Source organism: Brevundimonas sp. KM4, from assembly GCF_000964075.1.
GTDB lineage: Bacteria > Pseudomonadota > Alphaproteobacteria > Caulobacterales > Caulobacteraceae > Brevundimonas > Brevundimonas huaxiensis.
In genome coordinates this window covers 54296-70488 of the sequence record NZ_JZRG01000007.1, presented here as the reverse complement: position 1 = coordinate 70488, position 16193 = coordinate 54296, and the positions used below count along the sequence as shown (strand labels likewise).

General features: G+C 65.2%; 17 protein-coding genes, 1 tRNA gene and 1 pseudogene. 12 read left to right on the top strand and 7 right to left on the bottom strand.

What is annotated here, in order from left to right; genetic code table 11:
• Positions 1–41 precede the first annotated feature (41 nt).
• The gene (locus VH88_RS04000) at positions 42–503 is read left to right on the top strand and encodes a DUF4112 domain-containing protein (RefSeq protein ID WP_045810151.1); all 462 of its coding nucleotides are present in this window, start codon (positions 42–44) and stop codon (positions 501–503) included.
• 143 nt (positions 504–646) lie between these two features.
• A pseudogene (locus tag VH88_RS16700) lies at positions 647–973 on the top strand (DUF2793 domain-containing protein); the annotation flags it as partial.
• Between the two features lie 392 nt (positions 974–1365).
• On the opposite strand, the gene VH88_RS16695 reads toward VH88_RS16700, so the two are convergent.
• The gene (locus tag VH88_RS16695; RefSeq protein WP_369796258.1) at positions 1366–1938 is read right to left on the bottom strand and encodes a terminase TerL endonuclease subunit; all 573 of its coding nucleotides are present in this window, start codon (positions 1936–1938) and stop codon (positions 1366–1368) included.
• A gap of 97 nt (positions 1939–2035) precedes the next feature.
• On the bottom strand, positions 2036–2518 hold the full coding sequence (locus tag VH88_RS03990; protein ID WP_045810098.1) for a hypothetical protein: 483 nt from the start codon (positions 2516–2518) through the stop codon (positions 2036–2038).
• A gap of 496 nt (positions 2519–3014) precedes the next feature.
• Between VH88_RS03990 and VH88_RS15585 the strand changes: the two genes are divergently transcribed.
• On the top strand, positions 3015–3497 hold the full coding sequence (locus VH88_RS15585) for a Lar family restriction alleviation protein (protein ID WP_082064368.1): 483 nt from the start codon (positions 3015–3017) through the stop codon (positions 3495–3497).
• Here the strand turns inward: VH88_RS15585 and VH88_RS03980 are convergent.
• Positions 3474–4358, bottom strand: coding sequence for a tyrosine-type recombinase/integrase (locus VH88_RS03980; protein ID WP_052689482.1), 885 nt, complete (start codon positions 4356–4358; stop codon positions 3474–3476). The two genes, VH88_RS15585 and VH88_RS03980, sit on opposite strands and share 24 nt — an antisense overlap.
• A 205-nt stretch (positions 4359–4563) precedes the next feature.
• On the bottom strand, positions 4564–4875 hold the full coding sequence (locus VH88_RS16690) for a hypothetical protein (protein ID WP_082064367.1): 312 nt from the start codon (positions 4873–4875) through the stop codon (positions 4564–4566).
• Positions 4876–4892: 17 nt separating this feature from the next.
• On the opposite strand from VH88_RS16690, the gene VH88_RS16685 reads away from it, so the two are divergent.
• Positions 4893–5165 carry a tyrosine-type recombinase/integrase gene (locus VH88_RS16685; protein WP_082064366.1) on the top strand — a complete coding sequence of 91 codons (273 nt, stop codon included), beginning with the start codon at positions 4893–4895 and terminating at the stop codon, positions 5163–5165.
• Positions 5166–5207: 42 nt separating this feature from the next.
• The gene (locus VH88_RS15570) at positions 5208–5693 is read left to right on the top strand and encodes a GIY-YIG nuclease family protein (RefSeq protein WP_082064365.1); all 486 of its coding nucleotides are present in this window, start codon (positions 5208–5210) and stop codon (positions 5691–5693) included.
• Between the two features lie 48 nt (positions 5694–5741).
• Here the strand turns inward: VH88_RS15570 and VH88_RS03960 are convergent.
• A tRNA-Cys gene (locus VH88_RS03960) sits at positions 5742–5815 on the bottom strand.
• 134 nt (positions 5816–5949) lie between these two features.
• On the opposite strand from VH88_RS03960, the gene VH88_RS03955 reads away from it, so the two are divergent.
• The 5 genes from VH88_RS03955 to VH88_RS03935 all read left to right on the top strand — a co-directional run bounded on the left by VH88_RS03955 (position 5950) and on the right by VH88_RS03935 (position 12665).
• Entirely contained in the window at positions 5950–6579 is a 630-nt protein-coding gene (locus tag VH88_RS03955) for a protein-L-isoaspartate O-methyltransferase (protein WP_045810093.1), read from the top strand.
• Positions 6580–6719: 140 nt separating this feature from the next.
• Entirely contained in the window at positions 6720–8255 is a 1536-nt protein-coding gene (locus VH88_RS03950; protein ID WP_045810092.1) for a TolC family outer membrane protein, read from the top strand.
• 130 nt (positions 8256–8385) lie between these two features.
• Positions 8386–8985 carry a DUF2497 domain-containing protein gene (locus VH88_RS03945; RefSeq protein WP_045810091.1) on the top strand — a complete coding sequence of 200 codons (600 nt, stop codon included), beginning with the start codon at positions 8386–8388 and terminating at the stop codon, positions 8983–8985.
• A gap of 83 nt (positions 8986–9068) precedes the next feature.
• Complete coding sequence (locus VH88_RS03940; RefSeq protein WP_045810090.1) at positions 9069–11912, top strand: valine--tRNA ligase; 2844 nt, start codon at positions 9069–9071, stop codon at positions 11910–11912.
• A gap of 21 nt (positions 11913–11933) precedes the next feature.
• Positions 11934–12665 (top strand): TlyA family RNA methyltransferase, encoded by a 732-nt coding sequence (locus VH88_RS03935; protein WP_045810089.1) that lies wholly within the window; start codon positions 11934–11936, stop codon positions 12663–12665.
• Between the two features lie 161 nt (positions 12666–12826).
• Here VH88_RS03935 and VH88_RS03930 read toward each other — a convergent pair whose 3' ends face one another.
• Positions 12827–13489 carry a glycine zipper 2TM domain-containing protein gene (locus VH88_RS03930; RefSeq protein ID WP_052689481.1) on the bottom strand — a complete coding sequence of 221 codons (663 nt, stop codon included), beginning with the start codon at positions 13487–13489 and terminating at the stop codon, positions 12827–12829.
• A 193-nt stretch (positions 13490–13682) separates the two neighbouring features.
• On the opposite strand from VH88_RS03930, the gene VH88_RS03925 reads away from it, so the two are divergent.
• Positions 13683–14927 (top strand): class I SAM-dependent RNA methyltransferase, encoded by a 1245-nt coding sequence (locus tag VH88_RS03925; RefSeq protein WP_045810088.1) that lies wholly within the window; start codon positions 13683–13685, stop codon positions 14925–14927.
• Entirely contained in the window at positions 14924–15325 is a 402-nt protein-coding gene (locus VH88_RS03920; RefSeq protein ID WP_045810087.1) for a hypothetical protein, read from the top strand. The genes VH88_RS03925 and VH88_RS03920 overlap by 4 nt, the downstream gene beginning before the upstream one ends.
• Here the strand turns inward: VH88_RS03920 and VH88_RS03915 are convergent.
• Positions 15322–16164, bottom strand: coding sequence for a S9 family peptidase (locus VH88_RS03915; RefSeq protein WP_045810086.1), 843 nt, complete (start codon positions 16162–16164; stop codon positions 15322–15324). The genes VH88_RS03920 and VH88_RS03915 overlap by 4 nt on opposite strands.
• Positions 16165–16193 lie beyond the last annotated feature (29 nt).

Here is a 16193-nt window from a genome sequence, read left to right as displayed (position 1 = left end):
GACGCCTCGCCCAGCGTTAAGGCGACGCTTTGGAGGGCGACATGGCCAGACGGTCGATCCGGGATATCGAGAACATCTGGTCCAATGTCGAGGGCGTCAAGAAACTCTCGGACCGGGTCATCGGCATCGGCCCGTTCGGCATGGGACTGGACGCCATGCTGACCTGGGTGCCGATCGTCGGCACGGCCTATACGGTCGGGACGGGCGGCTGGCTGATGCTTCAGGCCGTGCGGGCCAAGGCGACGCCGGCGACCCTGGCGCGCATGGGGGCCTATATGGCCATCGACACCGCCACCGGGACGGTGCCGATCGCAGGCGACATCGTCGACACCTTCTTTCCCGGACAGTTGATGGCGGCGCGGGCGCTGCAAAAGCACATCGAAAGCACCCACTGGGTCGAGGACACCGAGGCCAATGCGCGCGCCACTGGCGACCACGAGATGCACGAGGCCCGCGTGCAGAACGACAAGACGCTGAAGCGGATCATCTATCTGCACGATTGAGATGCGCTGGCTGAGGCGGCTTAGCCAGCGTTTTCTCCGCAACAAATCTGCCTGAAATCAAGGACCTGATCCAAATGACCGACCGTCTCCCGGCCTGAGGAAGCGCTGCGCCCAGACTGATCTCCACGACAACGGAGAGAAGAATGAGCGACGATTTCAGCGCGCGTCTGAACCTGCCTTATCTAGCGGCGGGACAGATGCAGAAGCATGTGACCCTGAATACGGCCCTGACCCGGCTGGACGCCCTGTTGCAGACGGCGGTGGTCAGTCGCACGACGGCGATCCAGCCGGCCGATGCGTCGGACGGCGATCTTTATATCCTACTGGAAGAGGCCGAAGGCGCGGCCTGGGCCGGGCGGCCGGCCGGCGCCCTAGTGCGGTTCGAGGGCGGCGGCTGGACCACCGTGACGACGCCGGACGGCATGATCGCCTGTGTTCTGGACGAAGGCGTCGTGGTGGTGCGGGCCGATGATGGCTGGGTCGCGCTGGGGCAGCGACTGGGCGAGGTGCAGGGCCTGACGCGGCTGGGTCTCGGGACGTCCGCCGACGAAGCCAATCCCTTGGCGGCCAAGATCAACGCCGCCCTGTTCACGGCGCGCGGCGAGGAGGAAGGCGGCGACGGCGATCTTCGCCTGACCCTGAACAAGGCGAAGGCGGGCGATGTCCTGTCGCTGCTGTTTCAGAGCGGATACGCCGCTCGCGCAGAGTTGGGTCTGATCGGCGACGATGATCTGAGCCTCAAGGCCTGCGATGACGCCGGGACATGGCGGTCGGTGTGGCGTGTGGATCGCGCAACGGGGCGCATCGCCTTCGATCAGGGGGCGGTCCGGCGCGAGACGACGCTGTTCACCAGCGATGACGACTATGCCCTGCCGATCTGGGCGCGCTGGGTCGAGGCGACCTGCGTGGGCGGCGGCGGCGGCGGGGCCGCAGGATTGGCGGGTCCGGCTGGTGCGTCGCGTCTCGGCGGCGGCGGAGGCGGCGCCGGCGGGCTGAGCCTCGCGCGATGGTCGGCGGACGACCTGGAGGGCGTCCTGACGATCACGGTCGGCACCGGCGGGATCGGCTTTCGTGACATCAGCATCATCGCGTTGAACGCCGCCACGAGCGGGTCAATCTTCGCGCGACCCGCTGACTGCTTGGTGATGATCACAGCGCCGCCCCGGACCTCGACCTTCGCGTTTCCGACACACCAAGCCATCATCGGCTGACCGCTGTGCTTGAGCGATCCGTTCTTGAGCTTGATTTCAGAGCCCCAGGACGCCGGGGAGAGAGCAAAGCCCTGCCGGATAGCCACTTGTTGTCCCGGCGCGATGCCTCGCGCCTCTAACTCATCAACCAGAGCCGCAACGCCAATGGGGTCGATGCCGACACCCTCGGCCACCGGCAGAAGCCCCGTGTCTTTGACGCGTTCGATGTAAGCCGCCGCTTCCATGATCGGGGCCATCGGATCTTCGCTGATCGTCAGGTCGCCATCGCGCCTGAAGTCCAGCAATCGGCTGGCGATGTCGCTCCGACGCTTGAGCACGTCGTCATGCGCCCAGGCATGGGTCCACAGCAGCCAGTGCTTTGTCTCTTTGCAACGTCCCAGGACAGCCAGCCCGAACAGGTCGGAGCACCATAATGCGCTCCTCAAGGTCAGCCAGCTCGCGGTCGCAGTTAGAGAAGTCGGCGGCGGACACCGTGCCGTCAGCAAGCGAGGCCTGAACCGCGCCGAGCACGTCCGCCGCTTCCTTCACCAACCCGCAGGCGTGGTGCATCGGGTCCGCAACGACGTTGACCGGGGCGTCCACCTCCCCAAGCTGGGCGTCGGAATACAGCGTGGTCCCGCCATTGACCTGCAAGGCGCTCATCACGTCCGCAGGCATGATCCGGTCGGGACGATTTGGGTTCTGATAGAGCGACAAGTCGCTTTCGCCGACGCGAACAAGCTTCGCCGCCCGCGCCAAGCCGCCGACGTGCTCGATGAGGCGGCGGGCGAGGTTTGCGTGTTCCAGAGGGGTCAGTCTGTCCATGCTTCGTTCTCAGTGGCTTTCGCGGTGACGGCTCCGCTTCCGCGCCTTACTCAGGCAGCGTCAGGAGGCGGGAGGCTGGTGGTTTGATCGTTTGCGGGAACGGGGGTGACGTATGGCGTCAGCAGGACCGATCCGTCGGTCAGGCGCTGATCGCCAGTTTCTGGTCATGGAATGGGCGACGGTCACTCTCCTGTTTCTCAGGGCGACCACGCCATCAGCATGATTGTCGAGGCTATCGACGAAGCCCTAGCCGCCCTGAAATCGACCGCCGCGAAGGAAGGGGGAGAGTGATGGCTGATATTCCGCTGCTAGCCCCTATCCCAATGGGAGACGGCCCTAATCGCGTGAACAAGAAGCTTCGGGAGAGCGTCACGCATATCGCAAGGCGTGTTGCTGCGCGCGCTCTGATTACGCGAAATGAGGACGTGATGCTGGAGGTCTATTGCGCTGGTCTCGCGCACGGCCTCGCTCTCGCCGCTGAGAAGGAGCCAGCCCAATGACCGCCCCCTCTAACGCGAACACGTCGGGGCTGGCCCCATGCCCGTTCTGTGGCGGTGAAGCCTGGTTGAACGACTACGAAGCCAAATACAGCGATTTGCCGCCCATGAGCCGCGCGCCTCAATGTCGGTCGTGCGGAGCATCGCTTGGCTATTTGACGACCCCGGCGAAAGCGACAGAAGCATGGAACCGTCGCGTCACCTCCGCATCCGCTCAAGCCAGGATCAGCGGATTGCAGCGTGAAGTGGCGGTTGCGGTTGCCACAGCCGATCACATGGCCGACCGCGCCACCGAAGCCGAAGCCCGAGCGGATAGGCTGGCGAAGGCGTTGGAGCCGTTTGTTCGTCATGGTCGCGCTTGTGGAGCCTTCGGTGAAGATGCAGGGCCATTCTGGATCATGACCGACAGTGGTCATCGTGACGTTCCCGTCGATGACTTCCGTGTCGCCCGAGCCGCCCTACAGCAGGAGACGCAGCCGTGAGCAATGAATTCCGTGCGCGGTGCATCCGGCAGGCAGGCCGGCAGCCTTTGCCGAATCGGTGAACCAGTTACCGAAGCCGCGCGCGGTGTAGGGCTTGCCGTGTTGGGTCGCGATGAAGATCAGCTGTCCGCTCGCGTAAGCGGATATCGATCGGCTCAAACTTGGATGGATCGGGATTTCGAGCGGCTGGCCCGTCTTTTCCTGCCGGACCACAACATGGCCGTCCAAGACGTGCTGCGGCCCCATCTGGCGCACATCCCCCGATCTTTGGGCCGTGTAAAGCAGCAGATCGAAAGCGAGCCTCTCTCGCGTTCCAAGCGCCCACTTGGCTTCGAACGCGCTGATTTCCGCCTCGGTCCAGGTGTGATGGCCGTCCGTCTTGCTCTTGACCGGACGAACGCCGATGGTCGGATCCGCCTTGAGCATGTCCCGCTCGATGGCGAAGCGCATCAGGGCGCGAAACACCTTCAGGAAGGTATTGGCGGCGGCGGGTCGATCCGCGCGGTTATCGACCCATTTGCGCACGTTGGCGCTGGTGATCTTCGCCACAGGCAGGGCGCCGGCCGTCTCGCGGAACCGTTCGATGATGTTGCGATAGGTCTTCTGCGTGACGGGCGCCAGGCGCTTGAAATCGGCAGACGCATAGTAGGCGACGACCACGGCGGAGAGGCTTCCCGCCACAGTGCGCTTCGATCCGATCTCGACCTTCTTGGCGGCGTCGGCAGCGCCATACCACGTCCACCACGCCTCAGTGCCGAACTGCTCACGGGTCTGGCTCTGCGGAAGGCCGGGGCGACGGAAGCGCCATCTCAGAACGCCGTGCCGGTCCCTATAGGCCGAGACGTAGGCGGGTTTCTTCACGCAACCTGATCCCAGGGATTGTCTTCTTCAACATGGGGCAGATCGGAAAAGGCGGCGTCAAGCTCCAGACGGTCCCAAACCAGGCGGCGATCAATGGGCCGTGGCGGCGGCATGCGACCGTCAGCGACCATTTCGTCAAACTTGCCGACGCTGACTCCGATGTAGGCGGCGCTCTCGACGCGGGACAATCCGCGAGGCGGACAACTCATCGGCAGGACGTTGTTTTTGGCCGCGCTCGTCCCTCCCCCTTCCCATTGCGGGCGAGGAAGGCGCGGGTTTTGGATATGTCCTCTGTGACTCCGATCATATAATCTGGGTTCGGCTTGAACTCGGGGTATTTACCGAACCAAGTCATGAGGTCGGCCAGCAGCCCTTTCGCCTCTTTCAGTTCAGCTATCAAAGCTTCGTCCCCGCCCCCTGGCAGCGGCGATGCGGGGGCGGCTGAGAGCATAGCGGACCAGCGCGGACGCATCTTCGCATTGAAGATTTGGATCGGATGACGCGCCTCAGCCTTCATGCGTTTCCACGTCCCTGATGGCGTGGCATTCATTGCGGCGAAGGCAGCCTTCAGCATCGCGCCGGTCGGCTCGCGGGGAACCAGAACGTAATCATCCAGCACCAGGCCCAGCGCATCGGTGGGGGCTTCGCAAGGCGGCGGCGAGAAGATTGGCGGAATCAGGATGCACACCGCACCAGATTGCCGCGATCACGGGCCACAAGACACTCAAGGAAGTCGAGCGCTACACACGCGCGGCGGCACAAAAGGCCCTGGCTGGGGCGGCTATGGAGCGGGTGAAGGGCGGCTAGCGGCTGTTTGGCTAACCAGAACAGATCGGGTACGATTCTGGCATGGCTATCCGTTACCATCACACATCGTCGTTCGTAGACCGGCACGGTCAGGTTCGGTGGCGCTTTCGGAAAACTGGCGCGCCACCCCACTATTTTGACAGCCCTTACGGTACGCCCGAGTTCGAATCTGAGTGGAAGGGATGCTTCGATGGCTCCACTCAAGCCGCCAAGGCCGCGAAGAAGGCAATGCCCGCCTGTCCACCTCCGCAAACTGCGCTCGTGTACTTCGTCGGCGCGGAAGTCGGCCCCGTCAAGATCGGCCACAGCCGCAACATCCCCAAGCGAATCAAGGATATCCAGTGGGGCAGCCCGCAAAAAATGGAACTGCTTGCCGTCGCTCCGGGAGGTCAACGAGCGGAGGCGCGCTACCACAAGCGATTCTTCCGCCATCGGATGCACGGTGAGTGGTTCAGCCGGGCTCCAGAGATCGAGCGAGAAATAGACAAACTAAGAACGAAGCACGTCTTACCTATTCTCGTCGGTTAGACAATCCGCCCCATAAGGGGCTGTTTTCACTCACCTAAAAAACCGCGATGGAGGCCTGACCGGGAATCGAACCCGGGTGCAAGGATTTGCAGTCCTCTGCGTCACCACTCCGCCATCAGGCCGCTTTTTGTCCCCGATTTCTCGGGGGCGGTCATCGCGAGGGGCGTTCGCTATCAGATCGGATTGTCCGCTGCAACGCACGGACCTATAAGCGCGCGAGATTTCCTCCCGGATTATCGTTGAAGGCTGCCTACAGATGGATTTCACCGCAGAGCGCAAGGCCATGGTCGACTCGCAGGTGCGGGTGAACGACGTGACCGATCGCGCGATTCACCTGGCCATGATGGCTGTGCCCCGTGAAAACTACTGCGCGCCCGACCGCGCCTTCGCCGCCTATTCCGAGGAAGCGGTGATGATCGCGGGCGAGCGCCGCCTGATGCCGGCGCGCGACGTCGCCAAGCTGCTGCAAGCGGCCGATGCGCGCGAGGGCGAGAAGGCCCTGGCCATCGCCGCGCCCTACGCCGCCGCCCTGCTGGCCCGTATGGGCGTCAGCGTCACGGCTCAGGAATCGGACGACGCCGTGTTCGCCGTGGTCGGCGAGGCCTTATCGGACGCGGGCGTGGCGACCGTCGTCGCGCCGCTGGCTCAGCCGACCGGCGAAGGATGGGATCTGATCATTTCCGAAGGCGGCGTCGAGAGCCTGCCCGAATCGTGGGGCGCGGCCCTGCGTCCTGGCGGCCGGATCGTCGTGGTCGAACGTCGCGGCGCCATCGGCAAGGCTGCCCTGTATGTTCAGACGCGCGAAGGCTTGTCGCGCCGCGAACTGTTCGATTCGTCGCCTGCGGTCCTTGCCGAGCTGAAGCCGGCCCCCACTTTCGCGCTGTAAGATCAAAGAGACGCGCGGTTGCGACGGAAATCCCGTTCGCAACCGTGAAGAAAACTTAACTGGCGTGTGGTTCGGTCAGGCCGCAGTTACGCTTGAGAAAACATTCGGGCGTTCTTCGGAGCGTCACGCAAGGACGGACAATGTTGAAACGCTCGCGTGTGCTGGCTTCGGCCGCTGTGGTCGCCGTGATGACCGGTCTGGGCGCACCGGCCTGGGCCGAGACGCTGCAGGACGCCATCGCCCTGGCCTATCGGACCAATCCCAACCTGCTGGCCCAGCGCGCCAACCAGCGTGCGCTGGACGAGACGGTGGTCCAGGCGCGGTCGGGCCTGCGCCCGACCATCGGCGCCTCTGCCGGCGTGGACTACACCCGCAGCGACTTCCCCGCCATGACCCAGTTCGTCGATACGAACGGCGACGGCATACCCGACACCCAGGTCACGACCTCGTCGTCTGAAACCGAAGGCGCCAATGTCGGCGTCAGCGTCAGCCAGAACGTCTGGACCGCCGGCCGCACCTCGCGCGCCATCGACCAGGCCCGCGCCAGCGTCCTGGCCGGCCGTGAGAACCTGCGTGAGATCGAGCAGTCGGTCATGCTGTCGGTGATCCAGGCCTATGTGAACGTCACCCGTGACATGGAAATCCTGCGTATCCGCCAGGAGAACCTGACGGTGCTGCAACGCCAACTGGAGGAAACAAGCGCCCGTTTCGAGGTCGGTGAGATCACCCGCACCGACGTGGCTCAGGCCGAAGCTTCGCAGGCGCAATCCGAAGCCGATTTGGCGAACGCCCAGGCCCAGTTGTCCACGTCGCGCGCCGCCTATGCCGCCGTCGTCGGCCAATCGCCGACCGATCTGGAAGCCGCGCCGATTTTGCCGGAGGTTCCCAGCGACTTCGACGTCGCCATCGAGACGGCGTTGCAGCGCAATCCCGCTGTCCTGGCCGCGACCTATCAGTTGCAGAGCGCCGAGGCGGCCGTCGCCGCCGCCCGTTCGGAATATCTGCCGTCGGTGCGCGCCACCGCCTCTTATGGCGGATCGTCCAATGATCTCGGCGACTTAGGGCAGCTGGCTGACCGTCGCAGCTTCACGGCCGGCGCCACCCTGTCCGTGCCGCTGTTCACCGGCGGTCTGAACCGCTCGCGCGTCGCCCAGGCTCTGGAGCGCGCCAACGCGGCCCAGATCGGCATCGAGGGCGAGCGCCGCACGGTGCTTCAGAACGTCAGCTCGGCCTACGCCCAGGTGCTGTCGACCCGCGCTACGGTCGCGGCCGGCACGGAAGCCGTTCGCGCCGCATCGGTCGCGGCCGAAGGCGTGCGCCAGGAAGCCCAAGTCGGCCTGCGCACCACGCTGGACGTGCTGAACCAGGAGCTGGCTCTGCGCAACGCCCAAACGGCGGTCGCCAGCGCCCGCGCCGCGGAGTACGTCGCCCGCGCCTCGCTGCTGGCCGCCATGGGGCAGCTGGAAGGCCCGGCGCTGAACCCGACGATCGAGGCCTATGATCCCGCGACGAACTACGACCAGGTCAAGGGACGCGGCGGCCTGCCGTGGGACGGCGTGATCGAGACGCTAGACCGCGTGGCCTCGCCGCCGATCGTGACCACGCCGGACACCGCCGACGCGCCGATCGACGCTCAGCTCAAGGGCGAGGTCGTCCGCACGGCGCCGCAGAACTGACCGCGTCGAATACGGACGGAAACCGCCCGTTGATTCCGACGGGCGAAGATGCGACGACAAGGCACAGGTTTCGAGCGATCCATCGCTCGGCGCCCACCCCTTCTACCCAGGCCTCGCCCAAGGTTGCGCCATGACCGATCAGTCCGCCCAGGAACCGACCATGGAAGAGATTCTGGCGTCGATTCGCCGGATCATCTCTGAAGACGAGGCCCCGGCCGAAACGCCGGCCGCCGCCATGCCGGAAGCCACGCCTGAGCCGGTTCCCGAGCCGCTGGCCGCCGAAACTATCTTCGCCGCCCCAGTCGAGCCGACGCCGGAACCCGCCGCCGTCGAAGACGACGTGCTGGAACTGACCGATCGCTATGAGGCGCCGGCCGAGACCATCGGCGATCTGGACGTGGTCGAACATTCGCCCGCGCCCTATCAGCCCGAGCCTGAACCCGCTTACGAATCGGCTCCCGAGCCGGCCCGGGCCTATGACACCCTGGTCGGCGACAGCGCCGCCGCCAGCGCGGCCTCGGCCTTTGCAGGCCTGGCCGCCAGCTTCAAGAAGCCTGAGCCGGCTCCGTCGGCCTCGGGCGACCTGCCCTTCGTCAGCGGCAACACCGTCGAGGCCATGGTCGCCGAGATGCTGCGTCCGCTGCTGAAGGACTGGCTGGACAACAACCTGCCCGGCATCGTCCAGGCGGCGGTACAAAAGGAAGTCGAACGCATCGCGCGCAGCGCCTAGCCCTTCGCTTCAGCCCAGACTAATCCGAGGGGCGGCTCCTGAAGGGGGCCGCCCTTTCGCATTTTGCAAAAGACCCTATTCCCATGCTTGAGAAGACTTTCGAACCCCAGGCCGCCGAGCCCCGCCTGTACGCCCAGTGGGAAGAGAGCGGCCTGTTCGCCCCGCGTCCGGCCAAGGCGACAGACGGCGCCGCTGACGCCTATTCGATTGTCATTCCGCCGCCGAACGTGACGGGCAGCCTGCATATCGGCCATGCGCTGAACAACACCTTGCAGGACATCCTGGCCCGCTATCACCGGATGAAGGGCAAGGCGGTGCTGTGGCTGCCGGGCACGGACCACGCCGGCATCGCCACCCAGATGGTGGTCGAGCGCAAGATGGCGACCGAGGGCAATATCGGTCGTCGCGACATGGGCCGTGACGCCTTCATCGATAAGGTCTGGGAGTGGAAGGCCGAGAGCGGCGGGACCATCGTGCGCCAGCTGCGCCGCCTGGGCGCCTCCTGCGACTGGTCACGTGAGCGGTTCACGCTTGACCCGGAGATGAACGCCGCCGTCCGCAAGGTCTTCGTGCAACTGCACAAGGAAGGCCTGATCTATCGCGACAAGCGGCTGGTGAACTGGGATCCGCATTTCCAGACCGCCATCTCGGACCTGGAGGTCGAGCAGCGCGAGGTCGACGGAGCCTATTGGCATTTCGCCTATCCGCTGGCGGACGGCGTGACCTACGAACACCCCATTGCCTTCGATGACGACGGCAAGGCCACGGAATGGGAGACGCGCGACTTCATCGTCGTCGCCACGACTCGACCCGAGACCATGCTGGGCGACACCGGCGTGGCGGTGCATCCGGATGACGAACGCTATGCCGGCCTGGTCGGCAGGTTCGTGACCCTGCCGATCACCGGCCGTCGCATCCCCATCGTCGCCGACGACTATGCCGATCCGACCAAGGGCTCGGGCGCGGTGAAGATCACGCCGGCGCATGATTTCAACGACTTCGGCGTGGGCAAGCGCGCGGGACTCGAAGCGCTAAACATTATGGACGCCGAAGCGCGGATCACTGATGAAGACTCCCCGGAAGTTCCTGCCGAACTCGTGGGAATGGAACGTGAGAAGGCGCGCAAGGCCATCGTCATTCGTGCGGAAGAAGAAGGCTGGCTGCGCGAGATTGAGAAGACCAAACACGTCGTGCCGCACGGCGACCGGTCCGGCGTGGTCATCGAGCCGTGGCTGACGGACCAGTGGTACGTCGACGCTAAGGTCTTGGCCCAACCCGCGCTGAAGGCGGTGGAGCAGGGCGATGCGGTGTTCGAGCCCAAGTCGTACGAGAAGATCTACTTCGAATGGCTGCGCAATATCGAGCCGTGGTGCATCTCGCGTCAACTTTGGTGGGGGCATCGTATTCCCGCTTGGTTTGGGCCACCCGCAGGCGAAGATGGCAAATGGGAAAGCGGGCCATTCAAGATATTTGTCGCCGAAAACGCGGCTGACGCGCTAGCGGAGGCCGAAGCATTCTACGGCTGTAAAGCGACCGAAAGCGACGCCGTTGGATGGGAAGCCGGCGAACCTATAGATAGCTCCGACTATCCATATACGGCCGTGCGTTTGAAGCAGGACGAGGACGTTCTCGACACCTGGTTTTCCTCGGCCCTGTGGCCGTTCTCGACCATGGGCTGGCCTGAGAAGACCGAGGATCTGGAGCGCTTCTATCCGACCAGCGACCTGGTCACGGCGGCGGACATCATCTTCTTCTGGGTCGCCCGGATGATGATGATGGGCCAGCACTTCATGGGCGAAGTCCCGTTCAAGCGCGTCATCATCAATGGCCTCGTCCGAGACGAGAAGGGCCAGAAGATGAGCAAGTCCAAGGGGAACGTCATCGATCCGCTGGGCATCATCGACGAGCTGGGCGCTGATCCCTTGCGCTTCACCATGGCCATCCTGTCGGGCACGCGCGACATCAAACTGTCGAAACAGCGGATCGAGGGCTATCGCAACTTCGGCACCAAGCTGTGGAACGCCGCGCGCTTCAGCCAGATGAACGAGGCGCGCCGCGTCGAGGGCTTCGACCCCGCCACCGTCGACCAAACGATCAATCGCTGGATCCGAGGCGAGCTGACCAAGGCCGAACGCGCGGTGTCGCAAGCCATCGAAGGCGGACGGTTCGACGATGCGGCCGGCGCCCTGTATCGCTTCGTCTGGAACGTCTTTTGCGACTGGTATCTGGAACTGGCCAAGCCTGTCTTCCAAGGCGCCGATGAAGCCGCCAAGGCTGAGACGCGGGCGATGACCGCCTGGACGCTGGACCAGACGCTCAAGCTTCTGCATCCGGTCATGCCCTTCATCACCGAGGAACTGTGGGCCGAACTCGGCAAAGAAGGGCCGGCGCGCGACGGTCTGCTGATCGGCGCCGAATGGCCCGTGCTGCCGGACGCCTTCATCGACGCCTCAGCCGAGGCCGAGATCGGTTGGTTGGTCGATCTGGTCGGCGAGATCCGCGGCCTGCGCGCCGAGATGAACGTGCCGCCGTCGGCCAAGCCGCCGCTGGCCTTCGTTGCGCCCGACGCCGTGACGGCCGAGCGGATCACACGCCATCGCGATCTGATCTTGACACTAGGCCGTGTATCCGAGGTCGGCTCGGCGGACGCGGCGCCGACAGGGGCCGTGACCTTCGTGTCCGGCGGTTCGACCATCGCCTTGTCCTTGACGGGCATCATCGATCTGACCGCCGAACGGGCCCGTCTGGAGAAGGAAATCGCCGCCTTCGACAGCGACATCGGCCATGTGAACAAGAAGCTGGGCAACCCCAATTTCGTGTCTCGCGCCGCGCCGGAAGTCGTCGACGAACAGCGCGCCAAGCTGGCCGAGGCCGAGGCAGGCAAGGTCAAGCTACAGGCGGCGCTGGCGCGTCTGGCGTCGCTTTGACGCCCTGATGAAAGCAAGGCTGTGAAGACGCGGATTGATCAGCTTCTGGTCGCACGCGGCCTGTTCGACAGCCGCTCGCAAGCGCGCGCCGCGATCGAGGCGGGGCTGGTTCTGGCCGACGGCGTGATCGTTCGGAAGGCGTCCGAACAGCTTGCGGACGACATCGCGCTGGAGGCCCAACCCGCCCTCCCTTGGGTCGGGCGCGGCGCGCTGAAGCTGGACCACGCCCTGAACCTGTGGCCCGTCCTCGTGGAGGGCAGGGTGGCGCTGGACGTCGGCGCATCGACCGGCGGCTTTACCGAGGTTTTGCTGAACCGCGGCGCAGCCAAGGTGTTCGCCGTCGATGTCGGCTTCGGCCAGATGCACGCACGGGTGTCGTCTGATCCCCGCGTGGTCAATCTGGAGCGCACCGATGCGCGCGACCTGACGCCTGATCTGATCCCGCAGCCGCCGTCGCTGGTCGTCTGCGACGCCAGTTTCATCAGCCTGATCAAGGTTCTCCCGGTCGCGCTCGACCTGGCGACGCCTGGCGCGGATCTGGTCACCCTGGTCAAGCCGCAGTTCGAGGCCGATGGTCCGGGCGGCGGCAAGAAGGGCGTGATCAAGGATGTGACGGCGCATGCGGCCGCCGTGGAGCGCGTGCGCGACTGGCTGGAAGCGCTGGGTTGGGCGGTTCAGGCGACGACCGAAAGCCCGATCACCGGCGGCGACGGCAATGTCGAGTTCCTGCTGTGGGCGAAGAAGCCGGGCTAAGGCCGTAACCCCAAAACGGGCTCAAACAGCTCAACGGCCGATAGCCCCAAACGGGCTCAAGTAGGCCAAAGGCCGATAGCCCCCACAAACAAAGAGAAACCGCCGGAGGATTGCTCCTCCGGCGGCTCCGTCACGTCGTCGATCGACAGGGGGGCTGAAAATCAATCGACGACGCGATAGCGGCCGTACTGGTCGGGGCAGGTGCGGACATAGCGGGCATCCGTACGACCATCGGGCAGACGGATCTGGCTTTCGGCCAGACGGCATCCGTCTGAATTCTGATAGGAGTCGACCGGGCGCGAACGATCGTCGTAGTAGCCGCCGCGGCTGTAGGCATAGTCGTTGCGACGATCGTAGTCGTCGTAGCGATAGCCCTGGTCGCCGGTGTAACGATCATCGTAGTAGCCGTAGCTCGGTTGGCTGTAGCCCTGAGCGTAATAGCCGTTCGAGCCATAGCTGTTCTGATAGCTGCGGCAGGCGTCCGAGCTGGACCGACCCACCTGAGACCCGACGACAGCGCCGAGCACGCCGCCCAGGATGCTGCCTTCGGTGCGACGGCCGCGTGCGGCCAGTTGCGAGCCGATGACGGCGCCCGCGCCGCCGCCGATCACTGCGCCGGCGCCGGTGCGACCTTGGCGCTCACGCGCGCAAGGATCGTAGTAGCGGCCGCTGTTGTAATCATACGAGCGGCTGTAGGCGCCGGTGCCGTAGTTCTGGCTGTAGCCGCTGCCGTAATAGTTCTGGGCCGACGCCGTGAGCGGGGCGGCCGTGACGCCGAACGCCAGGGCGGCGACGGCGGCGATCGATGTTTTTGTGAGACCCATTTCCAACCCTCTGAGGACCGAACGATTTCCGTCAAACGTTAACGGCAAAGCCTCGTGTCTCGTTGCACTAGGATTTACGACGGCGAAGCTGAACGGCGATTGATCGGTTCGTTCATCTTCGTTCATGTCCATCCGGTCGCCCCTACTGCCCGGTGGCTTGAGCGAACGGGGACGCCCGGCTAGAAGCCGGCCGATGGACATCTTCACCATCGACCGCGTCGGCGGCCAGGGCGACGGCGTCGCCCAGACGCCGTCCGGCGCGGTGTTCGCCGGCCTGACCTTGCCCGGCGAAACGGTGCGCGGCGTGGTCGTGGACGGGCGGCTGGAAGAGGTCGAAATCATCACGCCCAGCCCCGACCGGATCGTACCGGTCTCGCCCCAGTATGGCGATTGTGGCGGCTGCTCGCTTCAGCATTGGTCCGAGGGGCCGTATCTGAACTGGAAGCGAGAACAGGTGCGACTGGCCCTGGCGCGCGAGCGGATCGAGACCGAGATCGAGGCGACGGTGGCGACTCCGCCGGCCAGTCGTCGCCGCCTTGCGCTTCATGCCCGTCGCACCCAGGATGGACGGGTCGTGCTGGGCTTCAAGGCGCGCCGCTCCTGGCGGCTGGTCGAGGTGAAGGCCTGTCCGGTCGCCGATCCCCGGATCGTGGCGGCCATTCCGGCGCTGACCCAGGTCGCGGCCGCCTTTTTCGAACATCCGAAGTCCGCGCCGACCCTGCACGTCACCTGGACGCTGTCGGGGCTGGATGTGGATGTGACCGGGGTCGAACGGCGCTCGGGCGGAGGCCTGTCGGCCGACGCGCAGATGAAGGTTATCGAGGCGGCGCACCGGGCCGATCTGGCGCGCCTGAGCCTGGCGGGCGACACCCTGGTGATGGCGCGCCAACCCAAGGTGGGGTTCGGCCCTGCCACCGTGGCCCTGCCGGCGGGTGGATTTCTGCAGGCGGTACCTCAGGCCGAGGCGGCGATGGTGTCTCGCGCGCTGACGGCGGTGAAGGGCGCCAAGAAGATCGCCGATTTGTTCTGCGGCGCCGGGACCTTCACCTTCCCCTTGGCCACGGTCGCGCCGGTGATCGCAGCGGACGCGTCCAAGCCCGGCATCGATGCGCTGAAGGCCGCCGTCGGTTCGGCCAAAGGGATGAAGGCCATAACGGCCGAGGCGCGCGATCTGTTTCGTCGGCCGATGAATCCTTATGACCTGAAGGGATGCGACGCCATCGTGTTCGATCCGCCGCGGGCCGGCGCGATCGACCAGACGGCTCAGATCGCGGACACCAAGGCCGGCGTCGTCGTGGGCGTATCGTGCAACCCTCAGACCTTTGCGCGTGATGCGCGGGTGCTGATCGACGCCGGTTTCCGGCTGGAGACGGTGACGCCGGTGGATCAGTTCCTGTGGTCTTCGCACGTCGAACTGGTGGGGGTTTTCAAACGATGACCTTAAACGACACGAGCGAAGAGGACGGCGGCGGTTTCGACGCCGACGACTGGACGCGGCTGAAACCGTTCACGGGCGCCGTGGCGACGCTGGACGACGTTCAGGCGCGACGGGCAGTATTCGCCTTGGGCGAGACCGACGATCCGCGTCCCATCGCCATGGACCTGCCCCAACCGGTCATCTGGTGGGAAGAGGAGGGTGAACAGGCGGCGGTGGCCGTCCAGGCCGAAAGCCATCTCGGCGCCGATGGCGAGGAGATGGAAATCCTGGGTCTGATCCTGCCGGACGGCGAGGGCGCGGTGGCCCTGATGGAGGACGTCGATCTGGTCGATGACACCGATCCGACCTGGCGCGATCTGGTCACGCGCGCCATCGATCCTTCGGCGGCGGACGACTAATTCAGAGCTGCGCCGACGCGAGTGACGAAATCCAGCTGCGAAGGGATGTCGCCGTGGTCTGCTCTCGCGAACACAAGACGCTCGACGTTCACGCCTCTCGCCCGAAGATCATGAGCAAGTTTGCGGCTGAGTACGGGCGGCAGGGTCGTGTCGCGAGAGGCTTCCAGCACGACGACCTTGCCTGGATAGCCGTCCAGCGTCGCGGGCACATCCACAGTGGTCAAGGCCTCGGCCAACTGGACGCGGACGATCGGCCGCCACAGTCCCACCATTGAATCAACGGCGGCGCGGGCGGTCGGCGTGGTCGCCTCTAGCACCAGGGCGTCGGCGCGGATGACACGCGCGGCCTCGGCGCAGATCGGACCGCCCAGGGAATGCCCCCAGGCGATCAGCCGGCGGCCCTCGGCGTCGGCCTGGGCGCGGGCGGTCGCCGCGATGACCTCGCCTGCATCCCTGTAGGTCGCGAAGCTGGCCTGCCCCGGCGTGTCGCCGGACCCCGGATAGTCGAACATCAGCACATCGCCGAACGGCGCGAGTTCGTTCGCAACCTGCGCGCCCGAAACACCACGCCGAAACAGATTGCCCCCGCAATACAAGATCAGCGGCGCGTCGGCGCGTCCCGTCCGCACGCGGGTTGCAGCGACAGCGCCTCCCGCAAAAGGCAATGACAGGATTTCAGCCCCAGGAATGGCAGGGCCGGGAGCCAAGATCAGCTTCTCCGCCTGAACCCGCGTGTCGGGATAGAAGAACTGCCCTTCAGGCACATTGACGGTTAGGCAGCCGGCCAGGATGGTGGACAGGCCAATGGCGGCAGCGGTCGCCGACAAACGTTTGATCATGACACCCCCCAAGATTTGCGACGCTAAAC

Bases quoted from the DNA above. Each gene is read 5' to 3' on its own strand.
- VH88_RS15585 (WP_082064368.1), top strand. From the start codon at position 3,015: ATGACCGCCCCCTCTAACGCGAACACGTCGGGGCTGGCCCCATGCCCG.
- VH88_RS03950 (WP_045810092.1), top strand. From the start codon at position 6,720: ATGTTGAAACGCTCGCGTGTGCTGGCTTCGGCCGCTGTGGTCGCCGTG.
- VH88_RS03915 (WP_045810086.1), bottom strand. From the start codon at position 16,164: ATGATCAAACGTTTGTCGGCGACCGCTGCCGCCATTGGCCTGTCCACC.
- VH88_RS03930 (WP_052689481.1), bottom strand. From the start codon at position 13,489: ATGGGTCTCACAAAAACATCGATCGCCGCCGTCGCCGCCCTGGCGTTC.
- VH88_RS04000 (WP_045810151.1), top strand. From the start codon at position 42: ATGGCCAGACGGTCGATCCGGGATATCGAGAACATCTGGTCCAATGTC.
- VH88_RS03940 (WP_045810090.1), top strand. From the start codon at position 9,069: ATGCTTGAGAAGACTTTCGAACCCCAGGCCGCCGAGCCCCGCCTGTAC.
- VH88_RS03925 (WP_045810088.1), top strand. From the start codon at position 13,683: ATGGACATCTTCACCATCGACCGCGTCGGCGGCCAGGGCGACGGCGTC.
- VH88_RS16685 (WP_082064366.1), top strand. From the start codon at position 4,893: ATGGCGTGGCATTCATTGCGGCGAAGGCAGCCTTCAGCATCGCGCCGG.
- VH88_RS16690 (WP_082064367.1), bottom strand. From the start codon at position 4,875: ATGAAGGCTGAGGCGCGTCATCCGATCCAAATCTTCAATGCGAAGATG.
- VH88_RS03990 (WP_045810098.1), bottom strand. From the start codon at position 2,518: ATGGACAGACTGACCCCTCTGGAACACGCAAACCTCGCCCGCCGCCTC.
- VH88_RS03955 (WP_045810093.1), top strand. From the start codon at position 5,950: ATGGATTTCACCGCAGAGCGCAAGGCCATGGTCGACTCGCAGGTGCGG.
- VH88_RS03945 (WP_045810091.1), top strand. From the start codon at position 8,386: ATGACCGATCAGTCCGCCCAGGAACCGACCATGGAAGAGATTCTGGCG.
- VH88_RS03920 (WP_045810087.1), top strand. From the start codon at position 14,924: ATGACCTTAAACGACACGAGCGAAGAGGACGGCGGCGGTTTCGACGCC.
- VH88_RS16695 (WP_369796258.1), bottom strand. From the start codon at position 1,938: ATGGAAGCGGCGGCTTACATCGAACGCGTCAAAGACACGGGGCTTCTG.
- VH88_RS15570 (WP_082064365.1), top strand. From the start codon at position 5,208: ATGGCTATCCGTTACCATCACACATCGTCGTTCGTAGACCGGCACGGT.